Raw genomic sequence first — 18963 nt, 5'->3', positions numbered from 1 at the left:
AGCCTTCGCTTAACTTGCGAAGGCTTTTTAAACATTTACTTCCCCTTTATTTGATCCAGAACGTCTCGAAAAGCCTGCCGCTCACCCGCTTCCCTGAAATCTTTAAAGGGATTGCCTATGCTCTCTAAACGCTTGATTACATTTGCTATTGTGAAAAGATCAGGTGTTAATTTTTCATTAACTTCTTCCCATAATAACGGCGTCGCAATCAATCCTTTATCATTGCCGCGAGCTGAATACGGTGCAACAATCGTTTTGCCTTCCCTATGCTGGACATAATCCAAATACAGCCTTTTCCCTCTATTTTTCTTCATCCGCTCGATTGTAAAGGAGTCAGGATATTGCTGTGCAAGAAAGCGGCAAATAAACTCTGTAAAAACACCCGTTTCTTCATAGGAGAACGTGTGAAGCGGCAATGGAATATAAATTTGCATACCTTTCCCGCCCGACGTTTTGACAAAGCTTGTCAGTTCAAAATAATCTAAAATCGATTTGAACTTTAATGCAGCATCTACCGCTAATCCGAATTCATCAACGGATGGTGGATCCAGATCAAAGACAATTTCTGTCGGCTGTTCTGAATTGACCGGCTGAAACGGGATATGAAATTCCAAAGCGAGCTGATTGCCCAACCACAAAAGGGATTCAATGTTATTACATAAAATAAAATGGGTGTCGTCCACTAACTGTGTCGTAACAAAATCAGGCAAATTTTCAGTATAGTTTTTCTGGTAAAAGCTTTCTCCCGGAACACCGTGCGGATAACGGATCACCGTCAATAATCTTTCCCGCAGGAAAGGCAGCAGCATCGGCGAAACCGTCTGCAAATAAAATAAGTAATCATCCTTCGTAATATTGCTTGCGGGAAACACCGGTTTATCCGGACTAGTTATCGTTACATTTTCCGGAATCGGGTTTAACTGCCTTTGCATTTGCTGCCAGTTACAATCTGTTGCTTCCAGATGATGCTGGAATGAATGAAAGCGCGGTTCCCTCAATTTAGTGCCGTCAAAATCAATACAGGCAACGGTTACACAAATTGAAGGAGGTATTTTAAATATACTTTTTTCCAACAGTGTGCCATTTGTTTTAAAAAAGGTGGTCAACGTTTTGCTTTCCTCTTCAGATAAACCATGTTTAAACGACACAATCTCCAAAAGGGTATTTTCTTTATAAATTGCCCCATTAAAGAAACCGTTTGATTGATCAAATTTCGTAAGAATAACATTTACGAGTTTCCAGTTCTTTATTTTCAGCCAGCTTTTCGTTCTCGTATCTTCCATCCATTTGCTGTTACGTTTTTTGGCGATGATCCCTTCGCCATTATGGGATTTTACGTTTAGCCAAAGTAAATGCGAATCATCAAATACATCAATCATTTGCAGTTTTCTTGAATCGGTGTATTGAACAGTTCCAGCTAAATTGAGACGTTCAAAAAAGTCGGATAGTAATTGTTTTCTTGTCGTTAACCGGCTATTTCCCTTAACTTTCCCTTTTAATTTCAGTAAATCGAACACAATATAATGACACGGGAAAGTCTGTGCGTTTGATTCAATATTTTTTTGGTTCGTCATTTTCCCACGTTTTTGCACATACGAGAACTTACTTTTTAAATTGTTTATTAAATATACGACTTCCCCATCAAAGCTAAGCGGTAAGTAAGCTTCGATTTCTTCATAAATACGCTCACAATAATGAATAATTTCAGGGAATTTTTCGTTTAAAATATTCCCATTCCGGCTTTTCAGTATTGGCGACCGATTACCTTTTTCCCAAATTAAAACAGCGCGATAACCGTCATATTTTGTTTCGTATAACCAATCATCACCTAACGGAATTTCCGGTGCATCGGTTAATAACATTGATTTCACATAAAGGCCAACTTTCGTTTTTTTGTATTTATCCTTTGTTTTTTTTCGCAGACGATACATAAATTAAATTTTTAGTCCCATAGTAAGGAAAAATGAGGTGACAACATGCATACTGTCTGGAAAGGTAGTATTAGCTTCGGCTTAGTAAATATTCCGGTAAAACTACATGCGGCAACTGAAAATAAAGACGTAAAGCTCCGACAGCTCCATAAAGAATGCCATACACCAATCAGCTACAAAAAGGTGTGCGAAGGCTGTCAGGCAGAGGTAAAAGATGAAGATATCGTAAAGGCATACGAATATACAAAGAACAAATTCGTCGTTTTGGGTGAGGAAGACTTGGAAAATTTACGCAAGGAAAATGAAGATAAATCCGTCGAGATTATAGATTTTGTGAAGCTGGAAGAAATCGATCCGATTTATTTTGAAAAAACGTACTATTTATCCCCTGACAATACGGGTGCAAAAGCCTATGTGCTACTTCGAAAAACATTGGAGGAATCCGGTAAAATCGGCGTAGCAAAAATTACGATACGATCAAAAGAGCAATTGGCCATTGTCCGTGTTTATAAAAACGCATTAGTGATGGAAATCATTCATTTTCCGGATGAAGTGCGGGATGTCGGGGATGTACCGAATATCCCAAGTGTCGAAGCCGTCGTGCAGAAAGAACTTGATACCGCGCTTATGCTTGTTGAACAATTGACAACCGAGTTTGATCCGACGAAACACACGGATGATTACCGGACAGCACTTATGCAGCTGATTGAGGAAAAGAAATCGGAAAGTACCGTTGTTGCAAACGAAAAACGACCGCTGCCTGATAATGTGACCGACTTGATGTCTGCATTGCAAGCATCCCTTGATAAAACGAAGAAACCGAAAACGAGAAAGCGGACAACGACTACAAGAACGAAGAAAAATGCATAAATTAAAGAAACTGGGACATAAGTAGAATAACCGATAAATAACAGGAAATCCTTTATTAAGAAACGGATATTTTGCAAAATTGATTGGAATGCAGGGCGACTCCTGCGGGAATAGCGTGACGCCTGAGACTACAGGCTCAGGCCACGCCCGCGGAAAGCGTCCCGGAATGGAAATCAATTTTAACGCTCAGCAAAAAAATGATATTTTTCTCTCAGAGAAAAATATCATTTTTGGGTTATGTCTAGGCCTCTTTAAATATTTTCAAACTATTTTACAGCTGCCGGCACCAATAATTCTTCGATCGCTTTCTCGATATCAAGGAATGAATCATCCGGCTCGAATCGACGGATGACACGGCCATTACGGTCTACCAGGAACTTCGTGAAATTCCAGCGAATATTGCGGCCAATTAAGTATTCCGGGTAGTTCGTTTGGATTGTGTTGTATAAGCGGATTTGCTGTAATGTCTCACGAACAAATTCCGGACAATCCACTTCATGTTTTAAGTAATTGAACAGCGGATGTGTTTCATTGCCATTCACTTCGATTTTATCAAACACTGGATATGTAACTCCGAACTGAAGCTTGCATTGTCTTGCAGACGTTTCACCGTCCTCCGGGTTCTGCTCGCCAAATTGGTTGCATGGAAACGAAAGAGCTGAGAATCCTTTATCGGCATAGCGTTCATATAACTTTTGCATGTCTTCATATTGGAAAGTAAATCCACAACTGCTTGCCGTATTCACAATCAACATGACTTGATCTCGATACGTTTCCATCGATAGTATCTCACCGTTTGTTTTTTTTCACTAAATAATTATAAATGCTCATTAAGTCATTCTCCCTACAACGTTTAGTATAAAGCTATCATATTATAAATTTCATACAAGTACAAAATAACTAACTCAAAAAGTTATAAAAAATATGGTGTAAAAATGGGCAAAATTAAAGGCGCATCAGATTCACGAGGAATCATGCGCCAAATCATTCGATGGCTAACCGACCATCGCTAATAGTATCACCAGTTATTTGACGGTTATTCAAAAACACAAAAATTCTTTGCTGTTTTTTATGTAGTTGCTACAGGGTATTCATATGAGTAGCACGGGAAAGATATTGAAGAAAGGAATGAATCAACATGCCAAGAAAACTTATAGCTGCTATAAAGGAGCATGCACTGCCCTTTAACGAACAAAGTTTAAATAAAATTGTAGAAGCGATTGGAAACGCCAAAATTGTGATGATTGGTGAAGCTTCCCATGGTACATCAGAGTTTTATACTGTCCGCGCAGAATTAACGAAAATGCTCATTAATCAATAAGGATTTAATATTATCGGTGTAGAAGGAGACTGGCCTTCAGCTCAGGCAGTGAACCGCTACGTAAAAGGTTATGATAAGGATGAGAAAAATGCTGCTGCGATATTGAAAGAATCTTTTGATCGTTGGCCGCAATGGATGTGGGCAAACGAAGAAGTAGAACAATTTGTAGAATGGCTAAAGGATAAGAATAATACATTGGAGACTAAGGTCGGTTTTACGGCATTGATTTATACAGCCTCTTTGAATCGATGGATGAAGTAATCCACTTTTTATCTGAAAACCCTAAATACAAAGCTGATTTTGAACATGCAAAGAAAGCATTTTCCTGCTTCGAACCTTATAACAGAATGCCGGAGCACTATGCTCTATCCACCGCTCAATTTACCGATGAATGTGTCCGTGAAGTAACGGATTTATTGAGGTCGTTATGAGAGAATAAGCAACAGTACTCGAACAAACATGAGGAAGATTTAAATGTCATGATAAATGCGCTTGTTGCTAAGAACGCCGAAACCTATTACCGGGAGATGATGCAGGATGCCATCTCCTGGAATACTCGCGACTTGCATATGGTGGAAGCAATCAATGAATTATTGAAGTATCACGGTGAAGATGCCAAGATCATTATTTGGGAACATAATACACATATCGGGGATGCATCTGCTACAAGTATGAAAGAAGATCAAATGATCAACGTCGGTCAACTTATCCGAGAGCAGTATGGAATGGACAATACGTATGCTATCGGATTCGGAACATATGAAGGAACGGTCATCGCTGCTGATAACTGGGGAGATCCTCTCCAAATAATCCCAGTTCCCTCCTCCAAACTCAATACATGGGAAGGACAACTCCATGCAGCTGGCGGACAGGATAAAATATTGATTTTCACTGATCAAAATCGGGAATTGTTCAATGACCGGATTGGGCATCGCGCAATTGGTGTCGTCTATCATCCCGAATATGAAGCGTATGGAAATTATGTTCCGTCCAATGTCGGATCAAGATATGATGTCTTTATTTACATTGAACAGACAAAAGCATTAAAGCCATTATAAAGTGAGCGTACGTTTATCGTATCGCTTGCTTTTTATTTGTCTCAGTCACCTATCATCTTCCATTTTATTCTATAATAGTAAATATACTTTTTCTTACAGGAGGCACTTATGATTAATGAAGCGACACTGAACCAAGCATCCGCAGCAGCCAGGCTTGCTTTACTCCTTTGGCCAGGCAACAATTTACATGAATTCGTACAAAACATGGAAGACGTTATTACCAATCTCAACAGTACCGTTTTCTTAGCATTTAATGATGAAAAACCGATTGGATTTGCACAATGCCAGCTACGTTTTGATTATGTTGAAGGAACACATTCCAGTCCGGTTGGCTATTTGGAAGGCTTATATGTTGAAGAGCCCTACCGGAGACAGCATTTCGCACAGCAATTAGTGCAGGCATGTGAACAGTGGGCGAAATCAAAAGGATGTACAGAGTTTGCGAGTGACTGTGAATTGTCGAATGTAGAAAGTTTAAATGTTCACCTTAAATTAGGCTTTACAGAGGCAAATCGCATTATATGCTTTACAAAAAAACTATAAAGGGAGCGGTTGATTGTGGAGTTTAAACTAATGGAAGCAACTGATTTAGCAATATGCACAGAAATATTTATCAAAGTATTTAATGCAGAGCCATGGAATGACCACTGGAACTATGAAAGTGCACACCAGTATTTATCCGATTACTACAATACCCCGAACTTTCTGGGCATAATCGCTTTAGAAAATGACGAACTGCTTGGCTTTATAATGGGGGTGCAACGGAAATGGTATAGTGGCCATGAATATTTCATCCATGAAATGTGCGTCGATCAGACATTGCAAAATAAAGGTATTGGTAAAGCAATGCTGAACTATTTAGAAATCCAGTTGAAAGATAGATCAGTAGAATCGATGACACTGCTCACAAACCGTAATATACCGGCAGAACAGTTTTATAAAAATAATGGCTTTGAAGAAATTGAACGACTCATCTTTTTATACAAAGAGATAGAATAGTACGCTCCATTAAAAAAATGGCTTACCTTTTCGGGTAAGCCATTTTGATTAAAACTAAATTAATTTGATAGCGCAATTTTAATATGAGCGAAATGGTGCTCCTCGTGCCATGCCAGTTTCGCCACTTTTGCGGCCACTGTGACCGGCCCATTTGTTTCATGGGTAAATTCCCGCTTAAGCTGGTCTTCCGTTAAATGATGACCTAACGAAACGACACGCTCATTAATACCTTCAAGCATTTTAATCGAGCTTTCTACAGGTAAGTCTGTGTCCGGCAAAACGGCCCATTTCTCTTCATCAAACCCTGGTACTGTCGGATTGTCGTCCGTTAGTGCCAGCTTCAGTCGCTGATACATGTTCAGCTGTGAATCCGCAATATGATGAACGAGCTGACGAACTGTCCATGCACCTTCACGGTAAGTTTTATTCAACTGCTCTTCATTTAATGAATCGACAACTTCTCTTAAACGTGTCGTAAACGATTCCGTTTGTTGTAACCATTCCTTCACATTGTCAAGCGTCACTTGTTCAGGTACTTGCAATGGACCAATAGGAAATCTTACATCCATGTTAAAACGCCACCTTTATCATTTTACTCATTAATGTTTAATTTTATCGTCCTCAAATAACATTGTCCCATGCTCTTTTAGATTGTTATGGAATGAGAATGCTTTTTCAAGGATATGCGGTGTTTGGCCGCCCACTTTCTCTTTAGCCTCTTCGAAATAAGCACGTAACTGTTCTTTATATTTCGGGTGTGCAATTTCAATCAATTTCTCAGCGCGCTTCACTGGTGGCAGACCACGAAGATCCGCATAGCCCTGCTCCGTTACAATTACATCGACATCATGTTCTGTATGGTCGATATGTGAAACGAACGGAACGATTGTTGAAATTGCACCATTTTTCGCTAATGAAGATGTTACGAAAATGGTAATGCGCGCATTACGGGCAAAGTCACCGGAACCGCCAATACCGTTCATAATTTTTGTACCGTTTACATGTGTTGAATTGACATTACCGTAAATGTCTACTTCAATTGCCGTGTTAAACGAAATAACACCTAAGCGACGAATGACTTCCGGGTTATTCGAAATTTCCTGTGGACGGAACATGATTTTATCCTTGTACTTTTCCAAGTCTTCCGCTAATGAGTCAACACGCTTCTTAGAAAGTGAGAATGCCGTACCTGCAGCGAATTTAACAATACCCGCATCGATCAAGTCAAATACACCATCTTGCAGTACTTCCGAGAATACTTCTAGATCTTTAAATTGAGATTTTTGCATTCCGTTTAAAACGGCATTTGCTACTGAACCAACGCCTGATTGAAGTGGCGCTAATGATTCCGGTAAATTCCCTACTTCAACTTCATTTGCAAGGAATGCTAATAAATTATCCGCAATCTTTTGTGTTTCTTCGTTTGGCTCAAATAATGGTGATGGAATATCCGGCTGCTCCGATAAAACGATTCCTTTTACTTTCGCAGGGTCTACTCTAATTCCGATTTCACCAATTCGATCACCTGTATTGTAAATAGGGATCTCTTTACGCTCGCCTTGCGCTTTTTGTACATAAATATCATGAAGCCCTTCATATGCTTTCGGGGCAGTTGTATTAATTTCGATAATAACATTTTCAGCTTTTTCAACAAAGATCGGTGAGTTCCCTACAGAACCTGTTGGAATGACTAGACCGTCTTCTGTAATTGCAGCTGCTTCAATGATTGCATAGTCAATTTTACCAAGTGACCCTTTACGAACCTCTTCTGCTGTATGTGATAAATGCTGATCAATATAGAAAATTTCTCCGTTATTGATCTTACCGCGCATAATCGCATTACCTTGATATGGCACACGTAAGTTGATGATTCCTGCTTCTGCCATTGATTGGTCAGCAGTTGGTCCTAATGATGCACCTGTATAAAGATTTACTTTGAAATTTTCTTGCTCTCCTCGTTTAGAAAGTGCAAGCGGAAATTCTTTTGGCTCTCCGAAAAGCGTAAAACCACTCATACCCAGATTCATGCCGTCTTCAATCCAAGACGCGGCTTCCTCCGCTGAAACAACTTTGTTTAAAAACGCTTCATTTCTGATGAACTGACTTAAATCTTTTCCCATTAACAATCACCCCAAAATAGTATTTTTAGTTCGATGTTTCGATGAATTTCTGTAAATCCATATAGCCAATTAAAAAATCCGTTACACCTTATTTTTTAATCGCCTTATCTACATTGTAATGAGAGATTCGTCTTTCGTCCATTAGATACTTCCTATAATTTTTATAGAAAAAAACTATAGTGAATAAAAAAGCGGAATTAGAGAGATTTCTCACACTAAAAAACATACTTTTTCGCAACATTAATCAATTGACAAAACGCAGCAATTCAATCACACGCTAAAGTTCCACGCTTTCTATAAACCGATTTCATAAAAAAACACCTCTTTTTTAACAGAGGTGCACACAATATTAAAACTGTTTCATCCATTCCATGAAGTTTGCGATAACACCATCTAAAAATGCGATAGTTGCTTCGTCTGTCAGCTGCCCTTGCGCATCGATTTTTTCATGGACTGCTCCAATATACACTTCATTACCAGGTAATACCGGTGAATTTAAGCCGACTGCAAATAAAATATCACGTAAATGCATTTGCGCTTTAACAGAACCTAACATCCCCATTGATGAACCCATTATGATCGACGGCTTGCCGTTCATTACCTTGTCCACACGACTTAGCCAGTCGATCGCATTTCCTAAAACGCCGGGTATTGTAGAGTTATATTCAGGAGTAATCCAAAGGACTGCATCTGCTGCTTTTACTTTTGCCTTAAAGTTATGGATAGCTTCAGGAGCTTCCATTTCAATGTCCTGGTTGTACATTGGCAGAGGAGTCAAATCCAGAATTTCCAAATCAAATTTATCTGCATAACGTCCTTGAATATATTTTGCGATTTTTAGATTGTATGATTCTTTGCGGATACTTCCTACAATTGCGACAACTTTCATATAGTAAAATCCCTCCAGTATTTTAGAATTATTCGATAAGCTTCCATGGACAATGATTTTATTTTGCTACTTCCGTTTATAGATATACCCAAACAAATGAAATGGCGAAACCAATGAAAAAACACGTAAAAGTTCGGCATACAAACTTTCACGTGTTATTAATTATTTTTATTAATGATGGGCATGATCAATTGCCTGATGGAGCAAGTTGATCACATGGTCGTCTGCGCTTGTATAGTATAGTGTCGTTCCTTCTCTCCTGAACTTTACTAATCGCAAGTTCTTTAAAAAACGCAATTGGTGGGAAACCGCCGACTGATTCAAATCAAGCTTTTCCGCAATGTCATTTACCGAATGTTCTTCACAGCATAACATGTTTAAAATACGAATTCGTGTCGGATCGCTTAACGCCTTGAACGTTTGCGAAACGACAAACAATGTTTCTTCATCCAATTCATGTTGGGTTCTTTTTTCCATTGTCATACGATTAAACACTCTTTTCTCCTCTACGCCAGGCTTATTTGATTAATGGTGGTGATGATGTTGATGGCTTACATCTTGCTTTGCTGTACAATAGACCGAATGATCATGCTGATGCGAATGAGTCTCTACTTGAATCGTAACATGATGAATATTTTGATGAAGCAAATCATGTTCGACTTTATCTAAAAGTTTCTCACTTTCTTTAATCGTCAGGTCATCATTTACAACGATGTGGCAAGACAGTGCATTTAATCCGCTCGTAATTGTCCAGACATGCAGATCATGTAGCGCTTTGATGTCATCATATTTTTCAATTGTTTGAATGATTTCATCGACTTTTACATCCTGAGGTGTCCCTTCCATTAAGATATGCAATGACGCTTTCGTTAAATGATAGCCGCTTCGTAACACCAGTGCGGCTACAAAAACGCTGGCCAATGGATCCGCCCATCCCCAGTCAAAGAACAGGATCAGTAAAGCCGCAATAATGGCACCGATTGAACCGATCATATCGCTGATCACATGCAAGTATGCGCCTCTCATATTTAAATTATCTTTCGTATCTGCACCGCGCATCATAATCCAAGCAACTAAAATATTTACCGCCAATCCGATACTGCTGATGATGAGCATTCCGGTTGAAGCAACTTCAGGAGGATTCATGAAACGTCCAATTGCTTCGTAAAAAATGAACAGGGCGATAATGATTAACGTCAGTCCATTTAAAGTAGCCGCTAATATTTCAATCCGTTTATAGCCGAAAGTTTTACTGGCATTTGCGACTTTTTGTGCAAAAATGATGGCCATTAATGCAATTCCAAGTGAAACGGCGTCGCTTAACATATGGCCTGCGTCAGACAATAGCGCAAGACTGTTCGTCAGCACCCCACCGACCGCTTCGACAATCATAAATCCGGTAATAATTAAAAAGGATATAAAAAGAACTTTCTTGTTCGTACTGTGTGAATGATGGTGCTGATGGTGCTCTCCCATTTAAAACGCCCCCATTTATCTTTTATATATGAACATATACTCATATATTAACATATTATGTTTTATGATAATTGTCAATTACATATGCCCATTTACGATGAACACCTCTCATATGAGTCATTCTTAAGGAACTAGTGACACCGAAACAAGCTCGTCATAAATCTAAAACTGGTGAACCCCCGCAATTGGGGTTCACCAGCTTTTTCACCAATTCCGCGCTTCATTGGCTACATACAGTCCGACGGTTTTATTCTGCTTCCAAACGGTGTTCCAACGTTTCAACGGAACGGATGCTTCCCCGGCAAATGGAGCGATTTCGACCGTCATCGCAGGGCGGTCTTTTACTTTTGTAAAGTAATCTTCAGATGCCGCAATCGGTTCATTCTTTTTCGTTACAGGCATCAACTTATAACCGGTGATGTTCGATACCCCTTTTACCAACTTTTTCGTTCGGCTGAATTTTGTTTTCGTTTGGCTCCAGTAAATAATCTGACCGGAAGAATGATAGGAAACATATGCCAAATGATTGCCGCGATCAATCAGTCGTTTGATTGCGAGCGCTTCCGGTTCTGTATTCGGCGCTTTTCCTTTATATGTCTTGAATGAAGGCTTTGTCGTTTTAATTAGATGCCAGTTCACATTAAATTGACGATTCAAATCGACTCCGTTAATGTTGGCTTTCCAGCGATTGAAATTAGCACTGTTGTTGTTCATCGCCTTCAGTTTTGTCATCGATGTTTTTACTTTACCGCCTTGGGCAAGCGTTACCCCATCCGGATTCACCATCGGCACAAAGACGATGCTTACTTCACTTAATATTTTCTTCACATCATATTTTTCGATTTTCGTCCCGTTTACATATGCCTTAACATACGTATCAATCATTTCCATCAATACATTTGTCGTCATATGTTCACGTCCGTGGAAAGACGCATCCATTAATACTTCCTTTTTACCCGCTCCAACTTTTAATGCATATAATGGCTTTCCCTCAACCGATTTTCCAATTTCCTGCAATTTCGTCAATGACGGATATATAGAGGATACTAGCTTTAGCTTTGCTGCGACTTCATCATAGGTAATTGTTTTCGCGCCATCGACCAACTCGATATAATGCACATCGGTTAAAGGGATGAAAGCTGATTTGGAAGAATATCGGGTCACTCCGGCCTTCCCTTTTATCGCCTGCAGTAATAGCTTGTCCCCTTTAGCTACAGTTTTGATGACATTTCCCTGTTCATCTTTCAGTTCTGTATTCTTCTTTGCAACTACTTGCACAGGATATTTACCAAGACTGACTGTGTCTGAAGCCGCTGCGGCAGAAATCCCATTTAAACTGAACATTGCTGCTACAACCAGACCTAACAAAAATAACTTCTTCATCTCAAGCCTCCTTTTATGTAGATTAAAACTTTTCTTCTATACCCATTACTTTACATTAAAAAACAGCCTGCAAGAAATGAATTCTTACAGGCTGCTTGGATTAATTGTCTTTTACATCTTTACGATTTTTCTTAAGCATTTTTGATAATACTTCATAAACAATCGGTACGATGATTAATGTTAATAAAGTAGATGATAGTAAACCACCAATTACTGTTACAGCTAAGTCTTGTGAAATCAGACCGCCGCCAGCTCCACCGAATGCCATTGGTAACATAGCACCAATTGTTGCGATCGCCGTCATTAAGATCGGACGTAAACGAGTAGCTCCGGCTTCCAGTATTGCTTCACGCATGTTCATACCATCATGTTCCATACGGATAATGCGGTCAACAAGTACGATTGCGTTTGTTACTACAATACCGATTAACATCAGTAATCCCATCATAACTGAAACGGAAATTGTAAGACCTGTTGCGAATAGTCCAATCCATGAACCGATTACAGTAAATGGTAATGAGAATAGAATCGCAAATGGTGCTAAACCTTCACCGAATGTTACTACTAAGATGAAGTATACAATTGCAATAGCTGCAATCATCGCAACACCTAGTTGAGTAAATGTTTCAGCCATATCTGCTGCAACACCACCTACACCAGTTGTAACGCCTTTCGGTAAATCTAAATCAGCAATTTTTTCATCTGCTGCAGATGTTGCTTTTGAAATATCTTTATCTGTAATCGTTGCAGATACTGTCGCAAAGTATTCACCTTTTTGACGAGATAATGAATTTAAAGTTGTGCCTTCTTCAAGTTCAACAATATCACCAATTGTCATTGTCTGACCAGTTGCCGTTTGAATCGGCGTTTCCAGTAATTCATCAATATCCGCTGCTGCAGATTTTGCTTCACGTTGTACAACAACATTAATATCAGCGCCGTCACTTTCAACAGTTGTCAGTACTTCTTTTGCTGTATTTGTTTGTAAAGCCATTAAAATTTGGGCAGTAGTCAGACCGTATTGTAATACATTTTCCTGATCTACTTTAATTACATTTTCTACATATGGTGCAGAAGCATTTGATTCAACTTCATCAAGTCCTTTAATGTCCACTAGAACATCTTCTACTTGAGCGACTGCTTCATTTAACATATCCAGATCTTCACTGTATAGTGTATAGCTGACTTCATTCGATGACATACCCATCGCGAAGTCCTGTGTTTTCCATTCGCCTGATTGGCCAACGTTAAAGATATAGTCTTCTACTTCTTTTTTCGCTTTCGGGAAATCATCCATGTCCGGATCGAAAATGGCATAGATTAAACCGCCGCCTGCACCGCCGCCAGTCATCATTGCAGCAGCATCAGTAGAAGTTTCCGTGTTCACTGATAATTGTAAAACATCGATATCTTTACGTTTCAGTAATTCCTGTTCTACTTCTTCAATGTTTTCAAGTGTTTCATCCATCAATTCGCCAGTACCTGGTGTGTATGTTAGATACATTACCTTCTCTTCTTGAGAGCCCATGAAACTAAAGCCGATTAATGGTGTTAACGCTAGTGAACCGACTAATAGAACAATCGCAACAATTGATGAAATCCATTTATGGTTTAAAGATTTCTCCAGGAAATTACGGTATGCTAATGCAAGCTTACCAACTTCTTTATGCTGACTTTCAGATTTTTCACCGTAAATTTTCTTACGGAATAATGTATGTGAAAGTGCTGGTACGATTGTAACCGCGACGATTAAAGAAGCGATTAATGCAAATGACATTGTTAATGCGAATGGTACGAATAATTCCCCTACCATACCGCCTACAAATACAAGTGGTGCGAATACCGCAATTGTTACTAATGTTGAAGACATGATCGGCTTGAACATTTCAATTGTTGCTTCACGAATTAACGCACGGCCTTGCAATTTCTCTTCTTTCAAGTGCATACGACGATAAATATTTTCTACAACTACAATCGAGTCATCAATTACCCGTCCGATCGCAACAGTAATCGCTCCAAGCGTCATAATATTCAGCGTAATATCCATCCAGTGCAATGCCATTAATGCCATGAATACTGACACCGGAATTGAAATGATTGAGATGATTGTTGATTTAAAGTCACGCAGGAATAACAGGATAATCAATACTGCGATTAAACCACCAAATACCGCTTTTTCAACCATTGTAAAGACAGAATCTTCAATTGGTTTCCCTTGGTCTAAAGAAATATCGATTTTAAGACCAGAAATGGCTTCCTGCTCTTCTTCGATTAAATCTTTTACTGCATTTGCTACAGTAACCGTATTGGCATCCTGACCTTTTACGATTTGAATTGCAATCGCATCTTTACCATTCGTTCGAGATACGGATTGCACTTTACCTACTTTTTCGATTTCAGCAATATCCCCTAGTTTCACGAAAGGAACCGGGTTTGTTTCAGAAGGTGTAACAGGGATCAGCATTTCTTTCAACTGTTCTACTGTTTTGAACTTGCCGTCAACTGCAACAGCCTGCTCGCCCTCTTCAAACTCGTATAATCCTAACGAGACTGCAAGGTCACTAGCCTGAATCATCTGCTTAACAGAGTCTTCCGTTAAACCAAGTTGTGCCATCTTTTCTTCATCATATGTGAAGGCTACTTCTTCAAGATGTTGACCTGTAACTGTCGCAGATGCAACACCGTCAATTTTGTTTAGTTTCGGCAGAATCGTTTTCTCTACTGTTGACGTCAGTTCAACAATTTCTTCTTCCGAACTACTTACTGATAATGCTATAACAGGCATCATGTTCATGCTGATTGCCATAATAGAAGGCTCTTGTGCACCTTCTGGAAGCTCAATATTATCTAAAGCAGCTTCTAACTGGCGTTTCTTTTCATCCATATCCACGCCATATTCATATTCCACTTGAACTTGTGAAACATTTGATGAAGATGTAGAATATACAGCCTTTACATCTTCCAAACTTTCAACTGCCTTTTCATAAGGAATTGAAAGATCATCCATTACTTGCTCTGGTGTTGCACCAGGATAAACACCCATAACGATTAAGAACGGGATCGAAATATCTGGAATCGATTCCATTTTCATACGTGTGGATGAATAAATACCGGAAAACACGATTATGATTGTTAGTAACCATACGGCAAGCTTATTTTTCAATACGAAATTAACTAAGCCTTTCACGGTTCCACCTTACCTTTCTTGACTATATGTAACCACCATTCTATAATAATGACTAGTCGGTCACGTGTCAATTGAAAGGAGCTTGAAATTATTATGACAAGAAAACAATTGATCATCGATTCTGCACTTCATTTATTTGCCGAAAAAGGGATTGAAGCTACGTCAGTACAGCAAATCACTGACCATTGCGGGATTTCTAAGGGCGCCTTTTATTTATCGTTTAAATCAAAAGATGAGCTCGTTTTTTCTATTATTGAACATTTTATGAACAATATAATTCGTGAAGTTGACCAAGCAGTCAGTGAAGCACAAACGCCTTCAGATAAGCTCCATACCTACTTTGTTCAGACGATGAAAGTGTTATCACAATATGCGGGTTTTGCGGATATTTTAATGAAGGAGAATGTTTCTGCCATCAATAAAGCATTAATTGAACGGATTCATTATTACGTAGAGCTCTCCAATAAAAATTTGGAAAAGCTGTTATTCGAAGTATTTGGCGATCAAATCGAGGGAAGACAGTATGATTTAGTCGTGATTATTAATGGGATGGTCCAATCATATATGCAGTATATTTTCGATTCATGCCAGCCATTCGATTCGGGGAAATTTGCGGACTCGCTTGTTGAGAAGACGACTTTACTTGCGACGAAAAGCAAAATCGCACTGCTTGAACATCCATCTCACTTTTATAAACGACTAGAAAATTATTCGAGTGACGATTTAATGGAAGATTTATTATCACTTCAACAACAAACATCAAACAAATTAGAACTCGAATCCATTCAGTTATTAATAGAAGAACTGAAAAGCGAAAATCCAAGAAATGCGATTATTATTGGGCTTGTTGGTAATTTAGAGAAAAACGAATGTTTTAATTGGATTACATTATATTTGAAAAAGCAATACAGTTAAAACGAGAGGGACCCAAAAACATGGATCCCTCTCGTTTTAGTTTTAATTGTTCAGGAAACGGATAATTTCTCTTGCTACAGATTGAGCATCTTCCACCATTCCGAGATGACCTGTATTTGTTGATACTTTTTCTACATTCGGATTGGATGTTGTAATCGGGGTAACCGCTTTGTCCTGTTCCCCTTCAATTACAAGGATTGGAATCGGTAATGTATCGACCAGGTCTTTTTGGCTTGGACGTGACTTCATTGCACCGAGTGCCGCAACGAGCCCTTCTTCCTTCGCTTCATAGGCAACTTCTTTTGCAAACAGAACATCATCTGTTTTTGCATCAGGCGCCAGGAAATTATGAATAATTCCGTCAACGAACGACCCTGTGCCATTTTCCTGAATTTCTTCTTGTTGTTTTGTTCTCTTATCGATTGCTTCCGGTGTATCCGCTGAGTCGGATGAATACAGTAAGACAGCCTTTTCGATATTAGAATATTGTTTCTCGATTGCCGCCAATGTAATATAGCCACCCATCGAATGGCCAATCCAATAAGCCTTTTCAACTTTTTCTGCTACTAATACATCGATAATATCTTCGGCATAACGATAAACTGTATATTCTCCTTCCGGCATTTCGCTTTTACCGTGGCCCGGCAAATCGATGGCAATGACATCAAATTGTTTTGTTAAAGGCTCCATAATTTTTTCAAATATTGCTGTACTGCCTAAAAATCCGTGTACTAATACGATAACTTCCCCTGAACCATTTCGAGTATAATGTAACATCTAACCAGTCCTCCCCTTATTTCATCTCTTATCCTTTTCCGTATTTCTCTAATAATAAACAAAAACAGCCATTTTAAACGAATCGCTTAAAATGGCTGTTTGTTAAACATAGGACTTCTTTCGTCTGAAGGTCGGTTTGACTTCTGCAAACAGAATGGCAAAGAAGATAAGGACACATCCAACAAGCATTCGGCCTGTCAGAAGTTCGTTTAAAAGAAGTACTGAGAAAATCGTACCGAACAATGATTCCGTCGATAAAATAATGGCCGATTTCGTCGGATTTGCATATTGCATCCCGATATTTTGACATACATATGCAACAGCAGTACAAAATATCGCCAAGTAAACAATGATCCCCAAGCCTTCTGAAGTATACGTCGTCGGTACTTCCCCAAGTATAAGGACGCTTGCTACACTGAGGACAGTCGCTGTATAAAACTGAACGATTGTCAGCGCTAAAGCATCTTCCGTTTTGACAAATACATTTGTATAGAAAATATCGAAAGCAAAGCCGATCGCACAAAGAATGGATAAGAAGTCCCCAATATTAATCGTCAGCGAATCCTGTAATGATAAAAAGCCGATACCGACAACGGCCACACCCGCTGCGATAAATTCGAACCGGTCAATTCTTCTTTTATAGATGACATAAGCAATAATCGGCACGATAATGACATTGATCGCTGTCAGGAATGCATTTTTAGAAGCTGTTGTATATTCCAAGCCCATTGTCTGCAATGCAAAGGCGATAAATAAAATTGCTCCAAGAATTGCCCCTTTCCATATTACTGCCCTGGAAATGAGCTTTAATTTTTTATAGAAAATGAAACTTAAAATAATGGAAGCCAATAAAAATCTTCCGGCCATTAATTGAAATACAGTCCAATGTTCAAGGCCTTTTGCCATTCCGACAAACCCGCTTCCCCACATAACAGCGGTGATGAGCATGAGCAGCTCACCTTTAAATTTTTGCATACGATTCCTTCTCCCTGTTGAAACTATTGTTAAAAATTATTATGTATAATCAGTTGTTGTTGAACAAACTATTATTACCATAAGCAATCTTCAATGAAAAAGAAAGCGAAAATTCAAAATCTATCCAAACCAGCAATTAAGATAGAATTTTTTGCTTGACCAATAGGTATCAAAAATGATTTTTTATTGGCTAAATAGTGTTAAGACTATATTTTATTGTGAGGTTTGAGCGAAGAGGTGATTTCAATAAAAATAACATATAGTGTCGGATAATATGTATTATTGTTATAAGTGTTGCAGCTTTTGTTTAGAATATATAGGAAAAAAATCCGCATATTTTTCAATTTCCCAATGCTTGGACTATTATATCAATAGCAATTTACCGTAATATCGTGTAAAATAAACTTTTAGAATAATTTAGGGACGTGAACAGTTTGATTAAAATTGAAATGCCAAAACCAGATTTAGTAATTCGTCAACGTGAGCAAGTATTAAAACCAGGCGATGTGGAAATTACTCCATACTTCGGATTTATTGATTTCCATAAAATTACGCGTGATAAGGGCGGAATCTTCTTCTTCTACAATGAAAAGAATGAACTTTTATTTGTAGGGAAAGCACGTAAAATCCGTCAGCGTATTAAAAAGCACTTTGAAGACAATGTATCACCAATGAAAAACCACCGTGCTGAAATCCACAAAATTGAAGTATATGAAATTGAAGATCCAATGGAACGTGAAATTTACGAAACTTATGCGATCAATCAATTCCAATCTAAATACAATATCGATAAAGTATTTTTCGAACGCGCATAAAGAAGAGCATAACCAAAAACCCATCTTTCTCCGAGAGAAAGATGGGTTTTTTACTATGCTTTAAAATTGATTTCTATTTCGGGACGCTTTCCGCGGGCGTGAGGCCAACACGACGTTGGTCACAAAAGCGTTGCCACAGGACGTGGCGTTCTTAGCTTTTGTTCCTAGTCTTAGGCGTCACGCTATTCCCGCTGGAGTCGCCCTCCATTCCAATCAATTTTACAAATTATCCGCTGCTTAATTTACT

15 protein-coding genes and 2 pseudogenes are annotated in these 18963 nt (G+C 38.8%); 6 read left to right on the top strand and 11 right to left on the bottom strand.

Features of this window, described 5'->3' with window-relative positions; all coding sequences use genetic code 11:
- Positions 1–35: 35 nt before the first annotated feature.
- The gene (locus tag MKY27_RS08065) at positions 36–1871 is read right to left on the bottom strand and encodes a DNA ligase D (RefSeq protein ID WP_339199318.1); all 1836 of its coding nucleotides are present in this window, start codon (positions 1869–1871) and stop codon (positions 36–38) included.
- Positions 1872–1976: 105 nt separating this feature from the next.
- Between MKY27_RS08065 and MKY27_RS08060 the strand changes: the two genes are divergently transcribed.
- Positions 1977–2801: a Ku protein gene (locus MKY27_RS08060; protein ID WP_339199316.1), complete on the top strand. Its 825-nt coding sequence runs from the start codon at positions 1977–1979 to the stop codon at positions 2799–2801.
- 266 nt (positions 2802–3067) lie between these two features.
- Here MKY27_RS08060 and MKY27_RS08055 read toward each other — a convergent pair.
- Positions 3068–3632, bottom strand: a pseudogene (locus MKY27_RS08055) (glutathione peroxidase).
- A 307-nt stretch (positions 3633–3939) separates the two neighbouring features.
- Here MKY27_RS08055 and MKY27_RS08050 point away from each other — a divergent pair.
- The 3 genes and pseudogenes from MKY27_RS08050 to MKY27_RS08040 all read left to right on the top strand — a co-directional run bounded on the left by MKY27_RS08050 (position 3940) and on the right by MKY27_RS08040 (position 6179).
- A pseudogene (locus MKY27_RS08050) lies at positions 3940–5180 on the top strand (erythromycin esterase family protein).
- 108 nt (positions 5181–5288) lie between these two features.
- Positions 5289–5723 (top strand): aminoglycoside 6'-N-acetyltransferase, encoded by a 435-nt coding sequence (gene aac(6') / locus MKY27_RS08045; RefSeq protein ID WP_339199314.1) that lies wholly within the window; start codon positions 5289–5291, stop codon positions 5721–5723.
- Between the two features lie 15 nt (positions 5724–5738).
- Positions 5739–6179: a GNAT family N-acetyltransferase gene (locus MKY27_RS08040; RefSeq protein ID WP_339199312.1), complete on the top strand. Its 441-nt coding sequence runs from the start codon at positions 5739–5741 to the stop codon at positions 6177–6179.
- 59 nt (positions 6180–6238) lie between these two features.
- Here the strand turns inward: MKY27_RS08040 and MKY27_RS08035 are convergent, their stop codons facing one another.
- From MKY27_RS08035 to MKY27_RS08005, 7 genes are all read right to left on the bottom strand, one after another.
- A complete protein-coding gene (locus MKY27_RS08035; RefSeq protein WP_339199310.1) occupies positions 6239–6748 on the bottom strand; it encodes a YfiT family bacillithiol transferase in 510 nt (169 codons plus the stop codon).
- Between the two features lie 30 nt (positions 6749–6778).
- Positions 6779–8299 (bottom strand): succinate CoA transferase, encoded by a 1521-nt coding sequence (locus tag MKY27_RS08030; RefSeq protein WP_339176396.1) that lies wholly within the window; start codon positions 8297–8299, stop codon positions 6779–6781.
- Between the two features lie 349 nt (positions 8300–8648).
- Complete coding sequence (locus MKY27_RS08025) at positions 8649–9188, bottom strand: NAD(P)H-dependent oxidoreductase (RefSeq protein ID WP_339199308.1); 540 nt, start codon at positions 9186–9188, stop codon at positions 8649–8651.
- A 171-nt stretch (positions 9189–9359) separates the two neighbouring features.
- Entirely contained in the window at positions 9360–9671 is a 312-nt protein-coding gene (locus MKY27_RS08020; protein WP_079528762.1) for a metalloregulator ArsR/SmtB family transcription factor, read from the bottom strand.
- Positions 9672–9713: 42 nt separating this feature from the next.
- Entirely contained in the window at positions 9714–10664 is a 951-nt protein-coding gene (locus MKY27_RS08015) for a cation diffusion facilitator family transporter (RefSeq protein WP_339199306.1), read from the bottom strand.
- Positions 10665–10868: 204 nt separating this feature from the next.
- Positions 10869–12047 (bottom strand): M14 family zinc carboxypeptidase, encoded by a 1179-nt coding sequence (locus MKY27_RS08010; protein WP_339199303.1) that lies wholly within the window; start codon positions 12045–12047, stop codon positions 10869–10871.
- Positions 12048–12147: 100 nt separating this feature from the next.
- Positions 12148–15234 carry an efflux RND transporter permease subunit gene (locus MKY27_RS08005; protein WP_339199301.1) on the bottom strand — a complete coding sequence of 1029 codons (3087 nt, stop codon included), beginning with the start codon at positions 15232–15234 and terminating at the stop codon, positions 12148–12150.
- 93 nt (positions 15235–15327) lie between these two features.
- Here MKY27_RS08005 and MKY27_RS08000 point away from each other — a divergent pair, with 93 nt between their 5' ends.
- Positions 15328–16149: a TetR/AcrR family transcriptional regulator gene (locus MKY27_RS08000; protein WP_339199298.1), complete on the top strand. Its 822-nt coding sequence runs from the start codon at positions 15328–15330 to the stop codon at positions 16147–16149.
- A 42-nt stretch (positions 16150–16191) separates the two neighbouring features.
- On the opposite strand, the gene MKY27_RS07995 is transcribed toward MKY27_RS08000, so the two are convergent.
- Positions 16192–16926, bottom strand: coding sequence for an alpha/beta hydrolase (locus tag MKY27_RS07995; protein WP_339199295.1), 735 nt, complete (start codon positions 16924–16926; stop codon positions 16192–16194).
- Between the two features lie 102 nt (positions 16927–17028).
- The gene (locus MKY27_RS07990; protein WP_339176389.1) at positions 17029–17901 is read right to left on the bottom strand and encodes a DMT family transporter; all 873 of its coding nucleotides are present in this window, start codon (positions 17899–17901) and stop codon (positions 17029–17031) included.
- A 434-nt stretch (positions 17902–18335) separates the two neighbouring features.
- Here MKY27_RS07990 and MKY27_RS07985 point away from each other — a divergent pair, with 434 nt between their 5' ends.
- Positions 18336–18716: a nucleotide excision repair endonuclease gene (locus tag MKY27_RS07985; protein WP_079526647.1), complete on the top strand. Its 381-nt coding sequence runs from the start codon at positions 18336–18338 to the stop codon at positions 18714–18716.
- Positions 18717–18963: the final 247 nt, after the last annotated feature.

This window comes from Solibacillus sp. FSL R5-0449, assembly GCF_037975215.1.
GTDB lineage: Bacteria > Bacillota > Bacilli > Bacillales_A > Planococcaceae > Solibacillus.
This window is presented reverse-complemented; position numbering and strand designations above follow the sequence as displayed.

Bases quoted from the DNA above. Each gene is read 5' to 3' on its own strand.
- MKY27_RS08060 (WP_339199316.1), top strand. From the start codon at position 1,977: ATGCATACTGTCTGGAAAGGTAGTATTAGCTTCGGCTTAGTAAATATT.
- MKY27_RS08035 (WP_339199310.1), bottom strand. From the start codon at position 6,748: ATGGATGTAAGATTTCCTATTGGTCCATTGCAAGTACCTGAACAAGTG.
- MKY27_RS08030 (WP_339176396.1), bottom strand. From the start codon at position 8,299: ATGGGAAAAGATTTAAGTCAGTTCATCAGAAATGAAGCGTTTTTAAAC.
- MKY27_RS08025 (WP_339199308.1), bottom strand. From the start codon at position 9,188: ATGAAAGTTGTCGCAATTGTAGGAAGTATCCGCAAAGAATCATACAAT.
- MKY27_RS08020 (WP_079528762.1), bottom strand. From the start codon at position 9,671: ATGACAATGGAAAAAAGAACCCAACATGAATTGGATGAAGAAACATTG.
- MKY27_RS08015 (WP_339199306.1), bottom strand. From the start codon at position 10,664: ATGGGAGAGCACCATCAGCACCATCATTCACACAGTACGAACAAGAAA.
- MKY27_RS08010 (WP_339199303.1), bottom strand. From the start codon at position 12,047: ATGAAGAAGTTATTTTTGTTAGGTCTGGTTGTAGCAGCAATGTTCAGT.
- MKY27_RS08000 (WP_339199298.1), top strand. From the start codon at position 15,328: ATGACAAGAAAACAATTGATCATCGATTCTGCACTTCATTTATTTGCC.
- MKY27_RS07995 (WP_339199295.1), bottom strand. From the start codon at position 16,926: ATGTTACATTATACTCGAAATGGTTCAGGGGAAGTTATCGTATTAGTA.
- MKY27_RS07990 (WP_339176389.1), bottom strand. From the start codon at position 17,901: ATGCAAAAATTTAAAGGTGAGCTGCTCATGCTCATCACCGCTGTTATG.